18 protein-coding genes are annotated in these 17,931 nt (G+C 72.9%); 7 read left to right on the top strand and 11 right to left on the bottom strand.

What is annotated here, in order from left to right; translation table 11 throughout:
• The first annotated feature begins 121 nt into the window (after window positions 1-121).
• Window positions 122-799 (top strand): pyridoxamine 5'-phosphate oxidase, encoded by a 678-nt coding sequence (gene pdxH / locus KUM03_RS07660; RefSeq protein ID WP_217246255.1) that lies wholly within the window; start codon window positions 122-124, stop codon window positions 797-799.
• Between the two features lie 22 nt (window positions 800-821).
• Here the strand turns inward: pdxH and KUM03_RS07655 are convergent, their stop codons facing one another.
• From KUM03_RS07655 to KUM03_RS07615, 9 genes are all read right to left on the bottom strand, one after another.
• Window positions 822-1,409, bottom strand: coding sequence for a hypothetical protein (locus KUM03_RS07655; protein WP_217246254.1), 588 nt, complete (start codon window positions 1,407-1,409; stop codon window positions 822-824).
• The gene (locus tag KUM03_RS07650; protein WP_217246253.1) at window positions 1,402-2,052 is read right to left on the bottom strand and encodes a TetR/AcrR family transcriptional regulator; all 651 of its coding nucleotides are present in this window, start codon (window positions 2,050-2,052) and stop codon (window positions 1,402-1,404) included. The genes KUM03_RS07655 and KUM03_RS07650 overlap by 8 nt, the downstream gene beginning before the upstream one ends.
• A complete protein-coding gene (locus tag KUM03_RS07645; protein ID WP_217246252.1) occupies window positions 2,040-2,774 on the bottom strand; it encodes an enoyl-CoA hydratase family protein in 735 nt (244 codons plus the stop codon). The genes KUM03_RS07650 and KUM03_RS07645 overlap by 13 nt, the downstream gene beginning before the upstream one ends.
• Window positions 2,771-4,339: a 4-coumarate--CoA ligase family protein gene (locus KUM03_RS07640; RefSeq protein WP_217246251.1), complete on the bottom strand. Its 1,569-nt coding sequence runs from the start codon at window positions 4,337-4,339 to the stop codon at window positions 2,771-2,773. Before KUM03_RS07640 ends, KUM03_RS07645 begins: the two co-directional genes overlap by 4 nt.
• Before the next feature lie 28 nt (window positions 4,340-4,367).
• Window positions 4,368-5,528 (bottom strand): acyl-CoA dehydrogenase family protein, encoded by a 1,161-nt coding sequence (locus KUM03_RS07635; protein ID WP_217246250.1) that lies wholly within the window; start codon window positions 5,526-5,528, stop codon window positions 4,368-4,370.
• A gap of 54 nt (window positions 5,529-5,582) precedes the next feature.
• A complete protein-coding gene (locus KUM03_RS07630; RefSeq protein WP_217246249.1) occupies window positions 5,583-7,436 on the bottom strand; it encodes a biotin carboxylase N-terminal domain-containing protein in 1,854 nt (617 codons plus the stop codon).
• A gap of 13 nt (window positions 7,437-7,449) precedes the next feature.
• A complete protein-coding gene (locus tag KUM03_RS07625; protein WP_217246248.1) occupies window positions 7,450-9,048 on the bottom strand; it encodes an acyl-CoA carboxylase subunit beta in 1,599 nt (532 codons plus the stop codon).
• Window positions 9,049-9,174: 126 nt separating this feature from the next.
• The gene (locus tag KUM03_RS07620) at window positions 9,175-10,845 is read right to left on the bottom strand and encodes an acyclic terpene utilization AtuA family protein (RefSeq protein ID WP_217246247.1); all 1,671 of its coding nucleotides are present in this window, start codon (window positions 10,843-10,845) and stop codon (window positions 9,175-9,177) included.
• Entirely contained in the window at window positions 10,842-11,690 is an 849-nt protein-coding gene (locus KUM03_RS07615; protein ID WP_217246246.1) for a TIGR03084 family metal-binding protein, read from the bottom strand. Before KUM03_RS07615 ends, KUM03_RS07620 begins: the two co-directional genes overlap by 4 nt.
• Window positions 11,691-11,906: 216 nt before the next feature.
• Here KUM03_RS07615 and KUM03_RS07610 point away from each other — a divergent pair, with 216 nt between their 5' ends.
• Both KUM03_RS07610 and KUM03_RS07605 read left to right on the top strand, forming a co-directional pair.
• Window positions 11,907-12,317 (top strand): hypothetical protein, encoded by a 411-nt coding sequence (locus KUM03_RS07610; RefSeq protein WP_217246245.1) that lies wholly within the window; start codon window positions 11,907-11,909, stop codon window positions 12,315-12,317.
• Window positions 12,318-12,322: 5 nt separating this feature from the next.
• On the top strand, window positions 12,323-13,279 hold the full coding sequence (locus KUM03_RS07605; RefSeq protein ID WP_217246244.1) for a hypothetical protein: 957 nt from the start codon (window positions 12,323-12,325) through the stop codon (window positions 13,277-13,279).
• A 14-nt stretch (window positions 13,280-13,293) separates the two neighbouring features.
• On the opposite strand, the gene KUM03_RS07600 is transcribed toward KUM03_RS07605, so the two are convergent.
• Window positions 13,294-14,265, bottom strand: coding sequence for a DMT family transporter (locus KUM03_RS07600; protein WP_217246243.1), 972 nt, complete (start codon window positions 14,263-14,265; stop codon window positions 13,294-13,296).
• Between the two features lie 195 nt (window positions 14,266-14,460).
• Between KUM03_RS07600 and KUM03_RS07595 the strand changes: the two genes are divergently transcribed.
• The 3 genes from KUM03_RS07595 (at window position 14,461) to KUM03_RS07585 (ending at window position 16,249) form a co-directional block, all read left to right on the top strand.
• Entirely contained in the window at window positions 14,461-14,913 is a 453-nt protein-coding gene (locus KUM03_RS07595; protein ID WP_217246242.1) for an NUDIX hydrolase, read from the top strand.
• A 94-nt stretch (window positions 14,914-15,007) separates the two neighbouring features.
• Window positions 15,008-15,622, top strand: coding sequence for a dihydrofolate reductase family protein (locus KUM03_RS07590; protein WP_217246241.1), 615 nt, complete (start codon window positions 15,008-15,010; stop codon window positions 15,620-15,622).
• Between the two features lie 60 nt (window positions 15,623-15,682).
• Entirely contained in the window at window positions 15,683-16,249 is a 567-nt protein-coding gene (locus KUM03_RS07585) for a dihydrofolate reductase family protein (RefSeq protein ID WP_217246240.1), read from the top strand.
• Here the strand turns inward: KUM03_RS07585 and KUM03_RS07580 are convergent.
• A complete protein-coding gene (locus tag KUM03_RS07580) occupies window positions 16,246-17,058 on the bottom strand; it encodes a bifunctional 2-polyprenyl-6-hydroxyphenol methylase/3-demethylubiquinol 3-O-methyltransferase UbiG (RefSeq protein WP_217246277.1) in 813 nt (270 codons plus the stop codon). The genes KUM03_RS07585 and KUM03_RS07580 overlap by 4 nt on opposite strands.
• Before the next feature lie 55 nt (window positions 17,059-17,113).
• Between KUM03_RS07580 and KUM03_RS07575 the strand changes: the two genes are divergently transcribed.
• The gene (locus KUM03_RS07575; RefSeq protein WP_217246239.1) at window positions 17,114-17,833 is read left to right on the top strand and encodes a GntR family transcriptional regulator; all 720 of its coding nucleotides are present in this window, start codon (window positions 17,114-17,116) and stop codon (window positions 17,831-17,833) included.
• The last annotated feature ends 98 nt before the right edge of the window (window positions 17,834-17,931 follow it).

Genomic DNA, 17,931 nt, shown 5'->3' with positions numbered 1-17,931 from the left:
GGACGGGATCAGCACGATATCTCCGAGTGCCACCTTTGGGGAGGGGTGGCGGCACTGAGTGCCACTTTCTGCCGGAGGCCGTGACGAAGGACGCAGTGGAGGGTGCGGTGGATGCGGCAGGATGGCCGCTGTGACCGACCGCGATGCCGTTCCCTTCGATCTCGCCTCGATGCGCAAGCAGTACCGGGCCGAGGGGCTTGCCGAGTCCGAGCTGGCCGCCACGCCCCTGGAGCAGTTCGCGCGCTGGTTCAAGCAGGCCGCGACGGAGGGCGGGCTGTTCGAGCCGAACGCCATGGTCGTCTCCACGGCGGACGCCGAGGGGCGGCCCAGTTCCCGCACGGTGCTGCTGAAGCACTTCGACGAGCGGGGCTTCGTCTTCTACACCAACTACGAGTCGCGCAAGGGCCGTGAGCTGGGCGGGAACCCGCACGTGTCGCTGCTGTTCCCGTGGCATCCGATGGCCCGGCAGGTGATCGTGACGGGGACGGCGCGGCGGACCGGGCGGGACGAGACCGCCGGGTACTTCCGGACCCGGCCGCACGGCTCCCAGCTGGGTGCCTGGGCGAGCGCCCAGTCGTCGGTGGTGGCGGACCGGGACGCCCTGGACGCCGCGTACGCCGGGCTGGCGGCGCGCTATCCGGAGGGCGAGCAGGTGCCGGTGCCGCCGCACTGGGGCGGGTTCCGGGTGGTGCCGGACGCGGTGGAGTTCTGGCAGGGGCGGGAGAACCGGCTGCACGACCGGCTGCGGTACGTGGCGGGGCCGGACGGGGTGTGGCGGGTGGAACGGCTCGCTCCCTAGCACCTGGGTGCCCGGGCGCCTGCTAGTACTTCCCCCACACGTACGCCGTGCGGTGGCCGTCGAGGAGTGCGGTCAGGCGGGCGTGGAAGTCGTCGGTGAGGTCGGGCCAGTTCCAGAACTCGAAGCCGAGGTGGCCGAGGGCGACGGGTGCCTCGTCCCAGGTCCAGTCCTGGACGGGGACGGCGGTGGCGCAGGCGGGGCAGTCGACGGACGCGGCGCCCGTGTCGTGCCAGGTCCGCATGGCGGTGCTGAAGCGCTGCCATGCCGTGTCGTCGTCCGAGTCGTCCGAGTCGTCCGGGTCGTCCAGTGGCGTGGGTGCCGCGCAGTGCGGGCAGAGGGCCGCGCCGGGCAGGTCCGCGCCGCTGGTGAAGCCGGTGCGCCGGGTGTGGACGGCGAGTCCGTCCGTGGGTGCGAAGTCCCAGTCGTCGGTGACCGCCCGCTCCCAGTGCGGGCCGGGCGGGTGTCCGAGGGGCTGTCCCAGTACGCACCGGGTGCGTTCGGCGAGGACGACGCCCTCGCCGACCAGCCACTCCACCGCCCGGCCGGCCAGCCGCCCCGCGTCGGCCTCGCCCGCGTCGAGGTCGACGATCACCTGGAACCGGTCACCCATGGTCGCGGCCCGGCGTCCCGTCCAGTACGCCGTCCAGCAGCCGCGCCCACTGCTCCACGACCCGTTCCCGGCGGGCCGTGTCGTCGGTGAGGAGGTTGGCGAGGCCGAGGCCGCGGGCCATGTCCAGGAGGCCCTGGACGGTTTCGCGGGCGCCGGGGCGGGTCTCGTCGGCGCCGAGGAGGTCGACGGCGATGCGGTGGGTCTCGCGGCCGACGCGGGCCTCCAGCTCGGTCACCCGGCCGCGCAGCTGCTCCTCGTTGGAGGCGGCCACCCACAGGTGGAGGGCGGCGCGGAAGAGGGGGCCGGTGTAGAGGTCGACGAGTGCGGCGACGACGGCGTGCCGGTCGCCGGGGCCGGCGCCCTCGGGGAAGAGGGCGCGCAGCGCGACGGAGCGTTCCTCGGCGACGTACTCGACGGCGGCGGTGAAGAGGTCCTCGCGGGTCGGGAAGTGGTGCTGGGCGGCGCCCCGGGAGACGCCGGCGCGTTCGGCGACGACGGAGACCGTGGAGCCGGCCCAGCCGTGTTCGGCGAGGCAGGCCACGGCGGCTTCCAGGAGCCGCTGCCGGGTGGCCCGGCTGCGGTCCTGCTTGGGGACGCGTTCCGCGCGGTCGGCCGCGTGCACGGCGCCGCTCACACCACCCATGGGGGATCCCGTCGTTCGAGGAAGGCCGTCATCCCCTCGCGGGCCTGCGGGGAGGCGAACAGCCGGGCCGAGAGCGCGGTCAGCTGGGCCGCGTCCCGGTCGAAGGCCTCCAGCACCCTAGCCGTGAGCAGCCGTTTCGTCTCGGCCAGGCCCTGCGGTGAGGCGCGGCGCACACCGTCGAGGACGGGTGCGAGTACGGCGTCCACGTCGTCGCCCGCCGCCGTGACCAGGCCGGTCCGGGCGGCCTCGGCGGCGTCGAGGCGTTCGCCGGTGAGGTAGTGACGGGCGAGGGCGCGGGGGTCGGTGCGGGGCAGAAGCGTGAGGGAGATGACGGCGGGGGCGACTCCGATGCGGACCTCGGTGAAGGCGAACGTCGACGCGGTGGAGGCGGCCGCGATGTCGCAGGCGCCGAGCAGGCCGAGGCCGCCCGCGCGGACGTGGCCGTCGACGCGGGCGACGACGGGCTTGGGCAGTTCGACGATCCGCCTCAGCAGTGCGACCAGGGCGTCCGGGTCGGGCGGGTCGCGCAGGTCGGCGCCGGCGCTGAAGGTGTTGCCGGTGTGGGTGAGGACGACGGCGCGGACGCCGGTGTCGTCCCCGGCGTCGGTGAGGGCGTCGGTGAGGTCGGTGACGAGGGCGGCGGACAGGGCGTTGCGGATGTGCGGGGAGTCGAGGGTGAGGGTCTCGACGCCCCGCTCCCGGGCGCGGGCGACGAGGCTCATGCGCGGCCCCGCAGTTCCCGGCGGAGGATCTTGCCGCTGGCCGCCCTGGGCACGCCGTCGATGAAAGTGACCGCGCGGACGCGTTTGTAGGGGGCGACGCGTTCGGCGACGTACATCATGATCTCCCCCGCGGAGAGGTCGGGTGCGGTGGGGCGGCGTACGACGTGGGCGTGCGGGACCTCGTTGCCGTCGTCGTTGTAGGTGCCGATGACGGCGGCGTCGGCGATGCCGGGGTGGGTGAGCAGGAGGGCTTCGAGTTCGGCGGGAGCGACCTGGAAGCCCTTGTACTTGATCAGTTCCTTGACGCGGTCGACGACGAAGAGCCAGCCGTCACCGTCCACGTGCCCGACGTCCCCGGTGTGCAACCAGCCGTCCTCATCGATCATGGCGGCGGTGGCGTCGGGGCGGCCGAGGTAGCCCTTCATGACCTGGGGCCCTCGGATGAGGATCTCGCCGGACTCGCCGGCGGGGAGGTCCTTGCCGGGGTCGTCGAGGGAGACGACGCGCATCTCGGTTCCCGCGATGAGCTTGCCGACGGTTCCGGGCGGGGCGTCGTGCATGGCGTCGAGGGGGACGACGTGGGTGCCCGGGGACAGCTCGGTCATGCCGTAGGCCTGGCCGACGGGCGGCAGGCCGAGCCGCTGCGAACAGGCGGCGGCGAGGGTCGCGTCCAGAGGGGCGGCGGCGCTGATGACGTATTTCAGCGAGGAGAGGTCGTAGTCGGCGACCAGGGGGTGCTTGGCGAGGGCGAGGACGATCGGCGGGGCGACGTACAGGCTGGTGATGCGGTGGTTCTGGATGGCCGCGAGGAACTGTTCCAGGTCGAAGCGGGGCAGGACGACGACGGTGGCGCCGAGCCGCAGCGGGGCGTTCACGAGGGCCGTCAGCCCGTAGATGTGGAAGAAGGGGAGCACGGCGAGGACGCGTTCGCCCGGGGCGGCCGGGATCGCCGGTTCGAGCTGGGCGAGGTTGGTGGCGATCTGCCGGTGGGTGAGCATCACGCCCTTGGGGGTGCCGGTGGTGCCGGAGGAGTACGGCAGTACGGCGACGTCCTCGGCCGGGTCGGTGGCGACGGACGGTTCCGGTGCGGTGGAGGCCAGCATGTCGACGAGCGAGCGGTGGCCGGGCGCGCTGTCGCAGACGAGGATCTCCTGGACGCCGCCGGCGAGTCCGGCGGCCCGGCGGGCGGTGTCCAGCAGCGGTGAGACGGTGACGATCCAGCGGGCCGCGCAGTCTTTCAGCTGCTTGGCGAACTCCTCGGCCGTGGCGAGCGGGTGCACGGTGGTGACCGAGGCACCGGCGCGGGTGGCGGCGTGGAAGGCGAGCGGGAAGGCGACCGTGTTGGGGCTGTGCAGGGCGAGTACGTCGCCCTTGCGGACGCCGGCCTCGGCGAGGGCGGCGGCGACGCGCCGGTGGAACCGGTCCACCTGCTCGTAGGTGAGGGTGGTGCCGTCCGTGCCGTCGATCAGCGCCGGGGTGTCGCCGTACCCGGCGGCCCGGCCGAGCACGGCCTCGTGGATGGGCAGGTCGACGGGCGGGACGTCTGCGTACTCGCTGCGGAACACGGTTCCTCCAACAGGTCCAGAACGCGGTCTAGTACGACTTGGGCAGGCCGAGGGTCTGGTGGGAGACGTAGTTGAGAATCATCTCCCTGCTCACCGGGGCGATGCGAGCCACGCGCGAGGCCGTTATCAGCTGGGCGAGCCCGAACTCGCGGGTGAGGCCGTTGCCGCCGAGGGTGTGCACGGCCTGGTCGACGGCCTTCACGCAGGCCTCCCCGGCGGCGTACTTCGCCATGTTGGCGGCCTCGCCGGCGCCCATGTCGTCGCCGGCGTCGTAGAGGTGGGCGGCCTTCTGCATCATCAGGCGGGCCAGTTCGAGGTCGATGTGGGCCTGGGCCAGGGGGTGGGCGATGGCCTGGTGGGCGCCGATGGGGGTCTTCCAGACCGTGCGCTCACGGGCGTACTCCAGGGCCCGGGAGAGCGCGTAACGGCCCATGCCGATGCCGAAGGCCGCCGTCATGATGCGCTCGGGGTTGAGGCCGGCGAAGAGCTGGAGGAGGCCCGCGTCCTCGTCGCCGACGAGCGCGTCGGCGGGCAGCCGGACGTCGTCGAGGGTCAGCTCGAACTGCTTCTCGGCGGCGTTGAGTTCCATGTCGATGGGGCGGCGCTGGAAGCCGGGGGTGTCGCGGGGGACGATGAACAGGCAGGGCTTGAGCTTGCCGGTGCGGCCCTCTTTAGTAGGCACAGTTTCGGTGCGGCCGACGATCAGGGTGGCGTCGGCGATGTCGACGCCGGAGACGAAGACCTTGCGGCCGGTCAGGAGCCAGTCGCCGGTGGCGGCGTCGCGGCGGGCGGTGGTGGTGATGCGGTGGCTGTTGGAGCCGGCGTCGGGTTCGGTGATGCCGAAGGCCATGAGGCGGGTGCCGTCGGCGAGTGGCGGGAGCCACTCGCGTTTTTGCTCTTCGGTGCCGAAGCGGGCGATGACGGTGCCGCAGATCGCCGGGGAGACGATCATCATGAGCAGGGGGTTGCCGGAGGCGCCCATCTCTTCGAGGACGAGGGAGAGTTCGGCGATGCCGCCGCCGCCTCCTCCGTAGGTTTCGGGGAGGTTGACGCCGATGTAGCCGAGCTTGGCTGCGGCCTGCCAGAAGTGTTTGTTGTCCGCGCCGAGGGTGCGGGGGTGGTTGCCGGCGAAGGTGGATACCGCTTCGCGGAGGGACTTGTGCTCTTCGGATTCGATGAGGGTGGTCACTGTGCTCCTTCGGGTGCGGGTTCGTCGTGGCTGGTCGCGCAGTTCCCCGCGCCCCTAAGTCCCTTGCACTACCGCCAGTAGTGAGCCGACCGCCACTTGTTGTCCCGGTGTGGCGTACAGCTCGGCGAGTGTTCCGGTGGCCGGGGCGGTGATCTTGTGTTCCATCTTCATCGCCTCCAGCCACAGGAGGGGCTGGCCCGCTTCCACCGCCGCCCCCTCCGTCAGGCCCTCCGCGACGCGGGCGACCGTGCCGGGCATGGGGGCGAGGAGGGAGCCGGGGGCGTGCTGGGTGGTGGGGTCGGGGAAGCGGGGCAGGGCGGTGAGGTGGGTGGCGCCCACGTGGATCTGGTCGCCGTAGCGGGCGACCTCGTAGCGGCGCCGTACGCCGTCGGTTTCCAGGACGACGAGGTGGGCGTCGGCGTGGACGACGCGTACGCCGTCGGCGGTGAGGCCGGTGCGGGTGTGGTGGTAGCGGACCTCGTGTTCCTCGCCGGCCACGGTGTACCGCTTGACCTGGGGCTGCGACGGGGCGTTCCGCCAGCCGCCGCCGAACCGGGAGCGGCCGTGGGCGTCGGCCAGGGCGGCGGCCAGCGGGGCGAGGGGGGCGGGGGCCGGGGAGGTCAGGTCGGCCAGGTGGCGGTCGTAGAAGCCGGTGTCCATGCGGGCGGACGTGAACTCCTCGTGCCGCAGCGAGCGGACGAGCAGGTCCCGGTTGGTGACCGGGCCGTGGACCGCCGCCCGTTCCAGGGCGCCGGCGAGGCGGCGGACGGCCTCCGCGCGGGTGGGTGCGTGGGCGACGGCCTTGGCGAGCATCGGGTCGTAGTGGACGCCGATGTCGTCGCCGTCGGTGTAGCCGGTGTCGAGGCGGACGCCGTCGGGGACGGCGAGGCGGTGCAGGCGGCCGGTCTGCGGGGCCCAGCCGTTCGCCGGGTCCTCGGCGTACAGGCGGGCCTCCACGGCGTGGCCCCGCGCGCGCGGGGGGTCGGCTTCGAGGGCGTGGCCCTCGGCGATCCGGAGCTGGAGGGCCACGAGGTCGACGCCGAAGACCGCCTCGGTGACCGGGTGTTCGACCTGGAGGCGGGTGTTCATCTCCAGGAAGTGCGCCCGCCCGTCGGCGTCGATCAGGAACTCGACCGTCCCGGCGCCGACGTAGTCCACCGCGCGGGCGGCGCGGACCGCCTGCTCGTACAGCTCCTGTGTGAGTGCCGCGCTCAGGCCCGGTGCCGGGGCCTCCTCGATCACCTTCTGGTGGCGGCGCTGGAGGGAGCAGTCGCGGGTGCCGAGCGCCCACACCGTGCCGCGGGTGTCGGCGAGGACCTGCACCTCGACGTGGCGGCCGCCCTCGACGTACGGCTCGACGAACACCTCGCCGTCGCCGAAGGCGCTCGCGGCCTCCGCGCGGGCGGCGGTCAGCTCGGCGTCGAGGTCGGCGAGGCGCCGTACGACGCGCATGCCGCGCCCGCCGCCACCGGCCGCCGCTTTCACCAGCACCGGCAGGTCGGCCTCGGTGACCGTGTCCCGGTTCAGGGGCGCGATGCCCAGCAGTTCCTTGGCGCGGGTCTTGGACGCCATCGCCTCGATCGCCTCCGGCGGCGGCCCGATCCACACCAGCCCGGCGTCCCGAACGGCGCGCGCGAAGTCGGCGTTCTCGGAGAGGAAGCCGTAGCCGGGGTGGACGGCGTCGGCGCCGGCGGCGATCGCGGCCTTCACGATCAGGTCGCCGCGCAGATAGGTGTCGGCGGAGGCGGTGCCCGGCAGCCGTACGGCCGCGTCGGCCACGCGCGCGTGGAGGGCGTTCTCGTCGGCGTCGGAGTGCACGGCGACGGTCCGGATGCCCGACTCGCGGCAGGTGCGGAAGACGCGGCAGGCGATCTCGCCCCGGTTGGCGACGAGGACGGAAGTGATCACTGGTCCCTCAACCTCACATTCGGAAGACGCCGAAGCCACCGCGCGCGCCCTCGTAGGGCGCGGTGTGGACGGCGGACAGGCACAGGCCGAGGACGGTGCGGGTGTCGCGCGGGTCGATGACGCCGTCGTCGTAGAGCCGCCCGGACAGGAACATGGGCAGCGACTCGGACTCGATCTGCTGCTCCACCATGGCGCGCAGTGCCGCGTCGCCCTCGTCGTCGTAGGGCTGTCCCTTCGCGGCGGCGGACTGGCGGGCGACGATGGACAGGACCCCGGCGAGCTGCTGCGGGCCCATGACGGCGGACTTGGCGCTGGGCCAGGCGAAGAGGAAGCGGGGGTCGTAGGCGCGGCCGCACATGCCGTAGTGCCCGGCGCCGTAGGAGGCGCCGAGGAGGACGGAGAGGTGCGGGACGCGGGAGTTGGAGACGGCGTTGATCATCATGGCGCCGTGTTTGATGATGCCGCCCTGCTCGTACTCCTTGCCGACCATGTAGCCGGTGGTGTTGTGGAGGAAGAGGAGCGGGATGTCACGCTGGTTGGCGAGCTGGATGAACTGGGCGGCCTTCTGCGACTCCTCGCTGAAGAGCACCCCCTGGGCGTTGGCGAGGATGCCGACCGGGTAGCCGTGCAGGCTCGCCCAGCCGGTCGTCAGGCTCGTCCCGTACAGGGGTTTGAACTCGTCGAAGTCGGAGGCGTCGACGATGCGGGCGATGACCTCGCGCGGGTCGAAGGGGGCCTTGAGGTCGGCGGGGACGATGCCGAGCAGGTCCTCGGGGTCGTACTTCGGGGGTTCGGCGGGGGCCGGGTCGGCGTACGCCTTGCGGTGGTTCAGGCGGGCGACCACCCGGCGGGCCTGCCGCAGCGCGTCCGGTTCGTCCACGGCGAAGTAGTCGGCGAGGCCGGAGGTGCGGGCGTGCATCTCGGCGCCGCCCAGCGACTCGTCGTCGCTCTCCTCGCCGGTGGCCATCTTGACCAGGGGCGGCCCGCCGAGGAACACCTTCGCGCGCTCCTTGACCATGATCACGTGGTCGGACATGCCAGGGATGTAGGCGCCCCCGGCGGTCGAGTTGCCGAAGACGACGGCGATGGTGGGGATGCCGGCGGCGGACAGCCGGGTGAGGTCCCGGAAGATCGCGCCGCCCGGGATGAAGATCTCCTTCTGGGAGGGCAGGTCGGCGCCGCCGGACTCGACCAGACTGATGCAGGGCAGCCGGTTGGCGAGGGCGATGTCGTTGGCGCGCAGGGCCTTCTTCAGCGACCAGGGGTTGCTGGCGCCGCCGCGCACGGTCGGGTCGTTGGCGGTGATCAGGCACTCGACGCCCTCCACGACGCCGATGCCGGTGACGAGGGAGGCGCCGACGGGGTACTCGCTCCCCCAGGCCGCGAGCGGCGACAGTTCCAGGAAGGGCGTGTCGGGGTCGAGGAGCAGCTCGATCCGCTCGCGGGCGAGGAGTTTGCCGCGCTTCCGGTGCCGGGCGGTGTACTTCTCGCCGCCGCCCGCGAGGGCCTTGGCGTGCTCGGCGTCCAGGTCGGCGAGCTTGGCGAGCATGGCCTCGCGGTTGGCCCGGTGGTCGGGGGCGGTGGGGTCGAGGGCGGAGGTGAGGACGGTCACGGCAGTACCTCCGGGGTGACGGTCACAACAGAACCTTCGGGACGACGGTCACAGCAGAACCTTCGGGACGACGGTCACAACAGGACCTCCGGGACGACGGTCACAGCAAAACCTTCGGGACGACGGTCACAACAGGACCTCCGGGATGTCCACGTGGCGGGCGCGCAGCCATTCGCCGAGCGCCTTGGCCTGCGGGTCGAAACGGGACTGGGCGGCGACGCCCTCGCCGAGGATGCCCTCGACGACGAAGTTGAGGGCGCGCAGGTTCGGGAGCTGGTGCCGGGCGACGGGCAGGTCGCGGGCCTCGGGGATCAGCTCGCGGAACCGGTCGCCGGTCAGCTCGTGCGCGAGCCACCGCCAGGCGTCGTCCGTCCGCGCCCAGACGCCGACGTTGGCGTCGCCGCCCTTGTCGCCGCTGCGGGCGCCGGCGATCAGGCCGAGGGGCGCCTTGCGGACGGGGCCCGGTGGGAGCGGTTCCGGCAGGGGCGGTTCCGGTACGTCCGCCAGTACGGCGGTGTCCTGGGCGCCGGGCACGGGAATCCGGCGCCCGTCGTGGAGGACAGCCACATGGTCGACGGAGTCCTGGGGCACGTGGAGGGCGTCGAACACCCCATAGGGTGCGCCCTTTCCGGGTGGCGCGAGCACATGGAACCCGGGGTAGCTCGCGAGGGCCAGCTCGATCGCCGCCCCGCTCAACGCCCGCCCCACGACCGGCTGGTCTGCGTCCCGGACGACGAGCCGCAACAGGGCGCCGGCCGTCTCCTCGGTGGGCGCGTCGGCCCGGTCGGTGCGGGCCAGGTCCCAGCGGACGTCGGAGACCTCGGCGAGGGCGGGTTCCATCTGGGCCCGCACCAGCGCGGCCTTGGCCTCGACGTCGAGACCGGTGAGGACGAAGGCGACCTCGTTGCGGAAGCCGCCGAGGCGGTTCAGGCCGACCTTGAGGGTGGGGGGCGGTGCCTCGCCCCGCACGCCGTCGATCCGTACGCGGTCGGGGCCGTCCTGCGTGAGCCGTACGGTGTCCAGCCGGGCGGTGGCATCGGGGCCCGCGTACCGGGCGCCGCCCGTCTCGTACAGCAGCTGGGCGGTGACGGTGCCGACGTCGACGAAGCCGCCGGTGCCGTCGTGCTTGGTGATGACGCAGGTGCCGTCGGCGTGCAGTTCGGCGAGCGGGAAGCCGGGGTGCCGTACGTCGCCGTCCCGGAAGAAGGCGTAGTTGCCGCCGGTGGCCTGCGCCCCGCACTCCAGCAGGTGCCCGGCGACGACCGCGCCCGCCAGCCGGTCGTACTCCGTGGGCCCCCAGCCGAAGTGCGCGGCGGCGGGCCCGGTGACCAGCGCGGCGTCGGTGACGCGGCCCGTGACGACCACGTCCGCGCCTGCCCGCAGGCACGCGGCGATGCCGAAGCCGCCGAGGTAGGCGTGGGCGGCCAGCGCTCCCGGGTGGGCGGCGGTGAGGTCGTCGCCCTCGACGTGCGCGACGCGGACGGGGATGCCGAGCCGGTCGGCGAGTGCCCGTACGGCGTCGGCGAGTCCGGCCGGGTTGAGACCTCCGGCGTTGGCGACGATCCGCACGCCCCGCTCCTGGGCGAGCCCGAGGCACTCCTCCAACTGCCGCAGGAAGGTGCGGGCGTACCCGGCCTCCGGGTCCTTCATCCTGTCCCGGCCGAGGATCAGCATGGTCAGCTCGGCGAGGTAGTCGCCGGTGAGGACGTCCAGGGGGCCGCCGGTGAGCATCTCGCGCATGGCGTCGAAGCGGTCGCCGTAGAAGCCGGAGGCGTTGCCGACGCGGAGCACGCTCACCGGGACTCCCCCTTGGGCGGGCGTCCGGCGCCCGGCGGGCGTCCGGCTCCCGGCGGGCGTCCGGCTCCCGGCGGGCGTCCGGCTCCCGGCGGTCCGGCGAAGGCCTGGGCGATGTCCAGCCAGCGGTCGGCGTCCGGGCCTTCCGCGGTGAGCGCGAGGTCGGCGCGGTGGGCGCGCTGGGTGGCGAGGAGGCAGAAGTCCAGGGCGGGGCCGGTGACGCGCTGCGGGGCGTCCTCGGGACCGTACGCCCACACGTCCCCGCCCGGCCCGGTGAGTTCGACGCGGAACTGCTCCGCGGGCGGGGTGAGTCCGTGGGCGGCGTGGGCGAAGTCCCGGGCGCGGACGCCGAGGCGGGCGATGTGCCGCAGCCGGTCGGTGGGCGGGCGGGTGACGCCGAGGGTGTCGGCGACGTCGAGGCCGTGCGCCCAGGTCTCCATCAGGCGGGCGGTGGCCATGGAGGCGGCGGCCATGGGCGGGCCGTACCAGGGGAAACGGGCGCCGGGGGCCGACGCGCGCAGCGCCTTGTCGAGGGCGCTGCGTCCGTCCCGCCAGGCGGCCAGCAGTTCGGCGGGGGCCTGCTGGGCGCCTTCCTCCGCGCCGTCGTCGACGTAGCGGTCGGGCGCGGCGAGGGCCTGCTCGACCAGGGTGCCGAAGCCGTCCTCGTCGGTGACGGCGACCAGGGCGGCCCGGTCGGTCCAGTGCAGGTGCGCGATCTGGTGGGCGATCGTCCAGCCGGGCGCCGGGGTGGCGAGCCGCCACTGCTCCGGGCTCAACGCGGCCACCAGCGCGTCGAGTTCGTCGCTCTCCTCGCGCAGATCGTCGATCACGGGCGTCGGGTCGGACACGGGGCGCTCCCCTCGGGCACGGCGGTGTGCGGGGCGGTGCGGTGTGGAGCATGGCAGGGCGAACAGAAACAATCAAGCGTGCTTGCATTAATTGTTCCCCGTTTCCCTCCCGCTCCCCTCGTTACCTCGGCGCGTCCGGGACGTTTCACGGGGTGCCGGGTCCGATCGGGCGCCGGCGCGCAGGGCGACGGGAGGAAGCCGGTGTTGTCGGAAGCGATGTCCACGCTGGCAGCCGCGGGCGGTACCGCACTGGTCGGTGCCGCGGCGACGGACGTGTGGCACACCGCGCGAAGCGGATTCGCGCAGCTGCTGGGTCGAGGGGAGACGGAGCTCGAGGAGACCGAGGGGCGGCGGCTCGACCGGATCGCGGAGGACGTCGGGCAGACGCCGGAGCCACACCGCGACGACGTGCGACGGCGTCTGGAGCAGCGGTGGACGGGGCACCTGGAGACGCTCCTCGATGAGCACCCGGATGCCGCCGAGGACCTCCGCGCCCTCGTCGACGAGATCTCGGCCCGGCTGCCGCAGGTCACGCACACCTGGGTGCAGAACAACGTGGCTCGGGCGGGCGGCGTCCAGCACATCACCCAACGCGGTGACATCAACGTCGGCGGAGCGATCCGGTAGCGCGGATGGGCACCGACTCGTCGGGCGGGCGCGAGGAACTCCCGCCCGTTCAGGGATGCGCCGACCAGCACAACAGCGCGCAGGCCGGCGGCACCCAGTACATCACCGGCGGCGGCGACGTACGGCACGTCAACGTGTACCTCGGCGCCTCCGGGGAGCGGGCGTCCGCCGTCGGCGCGTTCACCCCCGCACCGGCCGCCTCCAGTGGGCGGCGGCTCCCTGCGCGGGTGCGGACATCCCTGATGACGGGGGTCGCACTCGTGGCGGCCGGGGCTGTCGCGCTGTACTTCCATGAGGCGCCCCGCACCTCCGAAGCGGCCGGCCACCGTGCCGCACGCCCTGATGCGTCCACGAGCGGCACGCCGTCGCCCTCCGCCTCCCCGTCCCCGACCGCGTCCTCGTCCGCTCCGGCTTCCACCCCGGCCTCACCCGACGCGAAACGGCCCCCGGCCGCACCACCGGCGAACGACGACCCGGCGGACAGCACGCCGGCACCGCCCGAGCCCGACCCGGAGCCTTCGCGGAGCAGGACGACGAGGACCACGCCCAGCCGGGCCTGGCCCGAGGACGACCGGTACTGCAGCAAATGGATGCCGACCGCCGAGCCGGACGTCGAGATGCAGTCGTGCACCTACCCGGGCGACGACAAGGGCACCGCGAGCTTCGGGTCCAGAGTGACGAACCGGAGCACTCAGCCGGTCGTCGTGTCGGTGCAGGTGAACTATGCGCAGTCGGGGGAATCACACGACTGCGGAAGCGAGCCGTGGACCGTCACCCTCGCCCCGGGCGGCACCTGGCGCAGCGGTCTGACCGCGTGCTCCGCCGGGTCACTGCACGGGACCGCGGTTCAGGCGCAGGGCTGGGCGGCGGGCGGCAAGCACCCAAGCCCCCGTACCGTCCAGGCCGACGCCGTCCAGTCTCGTTCGGTGCACTACGACGACCAGGGGAATCCCAAGCCCTGACGGGCCGGGCGCACCTACGGCAGGTCCGGGGCCGCCTTCACCCGCCGCCCGCGCCCCACCTGGGTCCGCACCGCGCCCATGCTCGCCGCGATGACCAGGGCGATGGCGGCGGACTGGGTGGCGGACAGGGCCTGGTCGAGGATGAGGAAACCGGCCGCCGCGGCGATGGCGGGCTCCAGGCTCATGAGGATGGCGAAGGTCGGCGCGGGCAGGCGGCGCAGGGCGAGGAGTTCGAGGGTGTACGGCAGGACGGAGGAGAGCAGGGCGACTCCGGCGCCGAGGGCCAGGGTCATCGGGTCGAGGAGCTTCGTGCCCGACTCGGCGATGCCCAGCGGCAGGAACAGCACCGCGCCGACCGCCATCGCCAGGGCCAGCCCGTCGGCCTGCGGGAAGCGCCGCCCCGTACGCGCGCTGAAGACGATGTACGCCGCCCACATGGCGCCCGCCCCGAGCGCGAAGGCGGCACCGGCCGGGTCGAGGCCGTCGAAGCCCCCGCCGCCGAGCAGGAAGACGCCGGCCAGGGCGAGGCCGGCCCAGACCAGGTTGACGGCGCGGCGGGAGGCGAAGACGGACAGGGCGAGCGGGCCGAGCACCTCCAGGGTGACGGCGGGGCCGAGCGGGATGCGGTCGACGGCCTGGTAGAAGAGGCCGTTCATGCCGGCCATGGCGATGCCGAAGACGACGACCGTGCCCCAGTCGGCCCGCGAGTGCCCGCGCATCCGGGGCCGGCAGACGATCAGCAGCACGACGGCGGCCACGGCCAGCCGCAGCGTCACCACGCCGAGCGCACCGGCCCGCGGCATCAGACTCACCGCCAGCGCGGCACCGAACTGCACGGAGAGCCCGCCGGCGAGCACCAGACCGACCGGCCCGAGGGAACCCCACCGGCCGCCGCCCTGCGCGGCGTCGGGGGTGGCCGCGGGTGCGGCCACGGGTGCCGCGACGGCCGGGGACGGGGTGCCGGGGTTGGCGCTGGGGGTGCTCACGAGGGCTCCGGGACGGTGTGCGGGTGGACGTCGTTCATCACGCTGTACGGCACGGTCCAGAGTAATGGACTCTGTCAGGCACGTAACTCTTTTACGCAACTGTCAGGGCCGGGACGCACGCCTGTCAACGCACGTCCGCCAGGCGAGCGGGGCCGCCCGTCCCCGGCGGCGGAACGACCGGGTACCGTCCGCAGCGTGAGACGACTCCTGACCCGCCTCTGGCGCCTGCTGCGCCCCGTGCAGAGCCGCGTGATGTGGCTGGTGAACGCCAAGTTCGTGGTCGGCGTGACCGGCGTCGTGCGGGACGACGAGGGGCGGGTCCTGATGCTGAAGCACCGGATGTGGGCCCCGGGCCGCCAGTGGGGTCTGCCGAGCGGCTTCGCGCACAAGGGCGAGGACTTCCGGCGCACCGTGGTCCGGGAGGTCAAGGAGGAGACCGGCCTGGACGTGGAGGCGGGCCGCCTGGTCATGCTGAACAGCGGCCTGCGCACCCGGCTGGAGGTGGCGTATGAGGCACGCCTGCTGGGCGGCGAACTGCGCCTCGACCCGTTCGAGATCCTGGAGGCCCGCTGGTGCCACCCGGACGACCTGCCCGAGGACGTCCAGCCGGTGTGCCGCCCGCTGGTGCGGGGCGAGACGGCGCCCTGAGCCGGCCGCCCTCGCGGACGGCGTGTCGAAAACGCGGACTCCCGATCGACGCACGGGTGAAGGCAGCACACACCACTGCGAAGGAGCACCCGTCATGACCGTCACCGCCGACCTGGCCATCACCCTCGACGGCTACGTAGCCGGCCCGAACGTCACCCTCGACAACCCGGGCGGCGACGGTGCCGCCCCGATCTTCGACTGGATCCACACCCTGGCGAGCTGGCGGGAGCGCCAGGGCATGACCGGCGGGGTGGAGAACCGCGACTCCGAGCTGGTCCGCGAGTGGTTCGACGCCACGGGCGCCGTGGTCATGGGCCGGACGATGTACGACACGGGCGAGGAGTTCTGGGGCGACAACCCGCCCTTCCGCACCCCGGTCTTCGTCCTCACCAACCGTCCCCGCTCCACCCTGGTCAAGGAGGGCGGCACCACCTTCACCTTCGTCACCGACGGCATCCACAGCGCACTGGACCGGGCGAAGGCCGCCGCCGGTGACCGCGCCGTCGACATCGCGGGCGGCGCGGACACCGTGCGCCAGTACCTCGGGGCGGGCCTCATCGACGAGCTCCAGCTCCATGTGGTGCCGACGCTCCTCGGTGCCGGCCTGCGGCTCTTCGACGGCCCGGGCGCCGTCCGCGGCGCCCTCGAACCGGTCCGGGTGGTCCACACTCCCCTGGCGACACACCTGAAGTACCGCTTCGGCAAGTGACCCCGGCGGGACGGGCGTACGGTCGGACCTGCCCGTCCGTCGTACCGGGAAGGACCGCTGATGCGCGACGTGACCTACTCGATGAGCGTCTCGCTCGACGGCTACATCGTCGGGCCGGACGGCGACTTCGCCTGGGGCGCGCCCGACCCGGACGTCTTCCGCTTCTGGATCGACGAGATCCGGCAGGTCGGCGTCCACCTCATGGGACGGCGGCTGTACGAGACGATGCTGTACTGGGAGGACGCCGACCAGGACGGGGCGCTCGACGACGCCGAACGCGAATGGGTCGCGCTCTGGAACCCGCTCCCCAAGGTGGTGTTCTCCACCACGCTGACGACGGTGCGGGGGCGGGCCCGCCTGGCGTCCGGCGGCGTGGCGGAGGAGATCGAGCGGCTGCGGGCCGAACCCGGGGAGGGCGAGATCGCGATCGGCGGCGCGACCCTCGCCGCCCAGGCGGCCGAGGCGGGCCTGATCGACGAGTACCGGGTCATGGTCTACCCGGTACTGGTCGGCGGCGGCATCCCGTACTTCCCGCGGGGTGAGCGCCGGGTGGATCTCGAACTCGTCGAGACCCGCACCTTCGGCTCGGGGGTGGTGCACCTCCGCCACCGGGTGGTGCGGGGTTAGGGTCGACGCCCCACGGCCAGCAGGTGGGAGCTTGCCGCCAGCAGCTCCGGGTGAGGCTCGGCCAGACGGGCAGCGACGAGTACCGACTCGAACAGGCTCGACTCGCGGAACGACTGCCCGGTGTTCCTCTCCGCCGCCGCCAGCATCGACCACGCGGGCCCCTCGACCCCGAAGACGTCCGCGCCGACGAAGCCCGCCGCAGCCACTTCGTCGCGCAGCTGCTGCCCACTGTGGAAGTACGCCGTGGTGAACGCCTTCTTTCCGTCGTGGATCTGAGTGGCGAGGATGGTCTCGATGCTCTCCCGCATCGACTCCTTGTTCAGGTGCGCGTAAGCGGCATGCTCGAACAATGACGCGTACCGGTTGATACCCGCGACGGCCAGCAGCCCGCCGGGCTTGAGCACGCGGCGGGCCTCTGCCAGCGCACGGTCCCGGTCCGACCGTTGCGGCAGGTGGTACAGAGGGCCCAGCATGAGCACGACGTCGTAGGAGCCGTCATGGGCCGTGAGGCGTCGGGCATCACCGATCTCGACACTCGCGCCCGTGTCCCTGGCCTGCTCCACGTGACGGGGAATGGGATCCACCAAATGAACCGTGTACCCGTCCTCGACGAGCCAGCGGGCGTGTGTGCCGGGTCCTCCGCCCACGTCGAGCACCCGAGCCGGAGCCTGAGGGAGGTGGCGGCGCAGCAACTCCTGCGTACGTACCATCTCCAGACGCCCGTCGGCGGTAGCGACCAACCGGTCCGCCTCGTCGACGGTCTCGCTGTAGAACCTCACGATCTCCGGCGTTACCTCAAGGCTCGTCATCCATGCATTCTGGTAGCGAACCGGTGGACCAGTCCAGTGATCGGGAAAGAGTGCCATGCCGCTGCTGAAGTACGAGCAGATCGCCAATGATCTGCGTACCAGGATCGCGAACGGCGAATTCGATCCGGGCGACCTCCTGCCATCAGGCCGTGACCTGGCCGAACAGTGGGGCGTGTCGCGGGCCACCGTGGTCAAGGCGTACGACATCCTGCGGCACGACGGCCTCGTCGTCGCTCGGCAGGGCTCCGGCTTCCTCGTAACGGAAACCCCCGTCGCCCGGCCTGCCGGTGGGCGAGGGATGGGTTCCAGTCGACTGTCCGGCGGATCGCCGTACCGCCGCATCGGCCCACCGGACCGTGCGGTCCCGCCTGCTCATGTCGCCGAGGCCTTGGGGCTGGCAGCCGGCGAGAAGGCCTTGCGCCGGGTCCGCCTCATGTTGCTCGACGACGGCTCGCCGCACAGTCTGGTGACCGCGTGGTTCCCGGCCTCGGTGGCGGACGCCGCACCGCGTCTGTCCGCGAAGGGGCCGATCGCCGAGGGCACGACACACTACGTCCGCCGCGAGACGGGCCGTGGGCCCGTGGAGGGGCACGACGTGACGACCGTGCGCCTGGCCACGTACGAAGAAGCGCGGCTCCTGGAAGTGGAACAGCCGGCCGCGGTCGCCGTAGTTCTGCATACCGCCTTCGATCAAGAGCGGCGTGCGCTGGTGTGCGAGGAGGGCGTCACGCCCTCTCACGTCTACGAGCAGACCGACAACTACTCCATGCAGTGAGGGAACTGATGTGCCGCTTGACTGGACCGGTCCACCGGTCCAGTCTTTGTGGTGTCGCCACGCACGCCGACACGGCGAGACCCCGGCGACCGTCCGAC

The sequence above is a fragment of the Streptomyces sp. AC602_WCS936 genome, from assembly GCF_019049125.1.
In the GTDB taxonomy this organism is placed as follows: domain Bacteria; phylum Actinomycetota; class Actinomycetes; order Streptomycetales; family Streptomycetaceae; genus Streptomyces.
Note: the sequence above shows the minus strand (reverse complement) of the source record. Positions and strands in the feature narration are given on the sequence as shown.

Bases quoted from the DNA above. Each gene is read 5' to 3' on its own strand.
- KUM03_RS07645 (WP_217246252.1), bottom strand. From the start codon at position 2,774: ATGAGCCTCGTCGCCCGCGCCCGGGAGCGGGGCGTCGAGACCCTCACC.
- KUM03_RS07610 (WP_217246245.1), top strand. From the start codon at position 11,907: ATGTCCACGCTGGCAGCCGCGGGCGGTACCGCACTGGTCGGTGCCGCG.
- KUM03_RS07575 (WP_217246239.1), top strand. From the start codon at position 17,114: ATGCCGCTGCTGAAGTACGAGCAGATCGCCAATGATCTGCGTACCAGG.
- KUM03_RS07605 (WP_217246244.1), top strand. From the start codon at position 12,323: ATGGGCACCGACTCGTCGGGCGGGCGCGAGGAACTCCCGCCCGTTCAG.
- KUM03_RS07650 (WP_217246253.1), bottom strand. From the start codon at position 2,052: ATGGGTGGTGTGAGCGGCGCCGTGCACGCGGCCGACCGCGCGGAACGC.
- KUM03_RS07585 (WP_217246240.1), top strand. From the start codon at position 15,683: ATGCGCGACGTGACCTACTCGATGAGCGTCTCGCTCGACGGCTACATC.
- KUM03_RS07655 (WP_217246254.1), bottom strand. From the start codon at position 1,409: ATGGGTGACCGGTTCCAGGTGATCGTCGACCTCGACGCGGGCGAGGCC.
- KUM03_RS07580 (WP_217246277.1), bottom strand. From the start codon at position 17,058: ATGACGAGCCTTGAGGTAACGCCGGAGATCGTGAGGTTCTACAGCGAG.
- KUM03_RS07590 (WP_217246241.1), top strand. From the start codon at position 15,008: ATGACCGTCACCGCCGACCTGGCCATCACCCTCGACGGCTACGTAGCC.
- pdxH (WP_217246255.1), top strand. From the start codon at position 122: ATGGCCGCTGTGACCGACCGCGATGCCGTTCCCTTCGATCTCGCCTCG.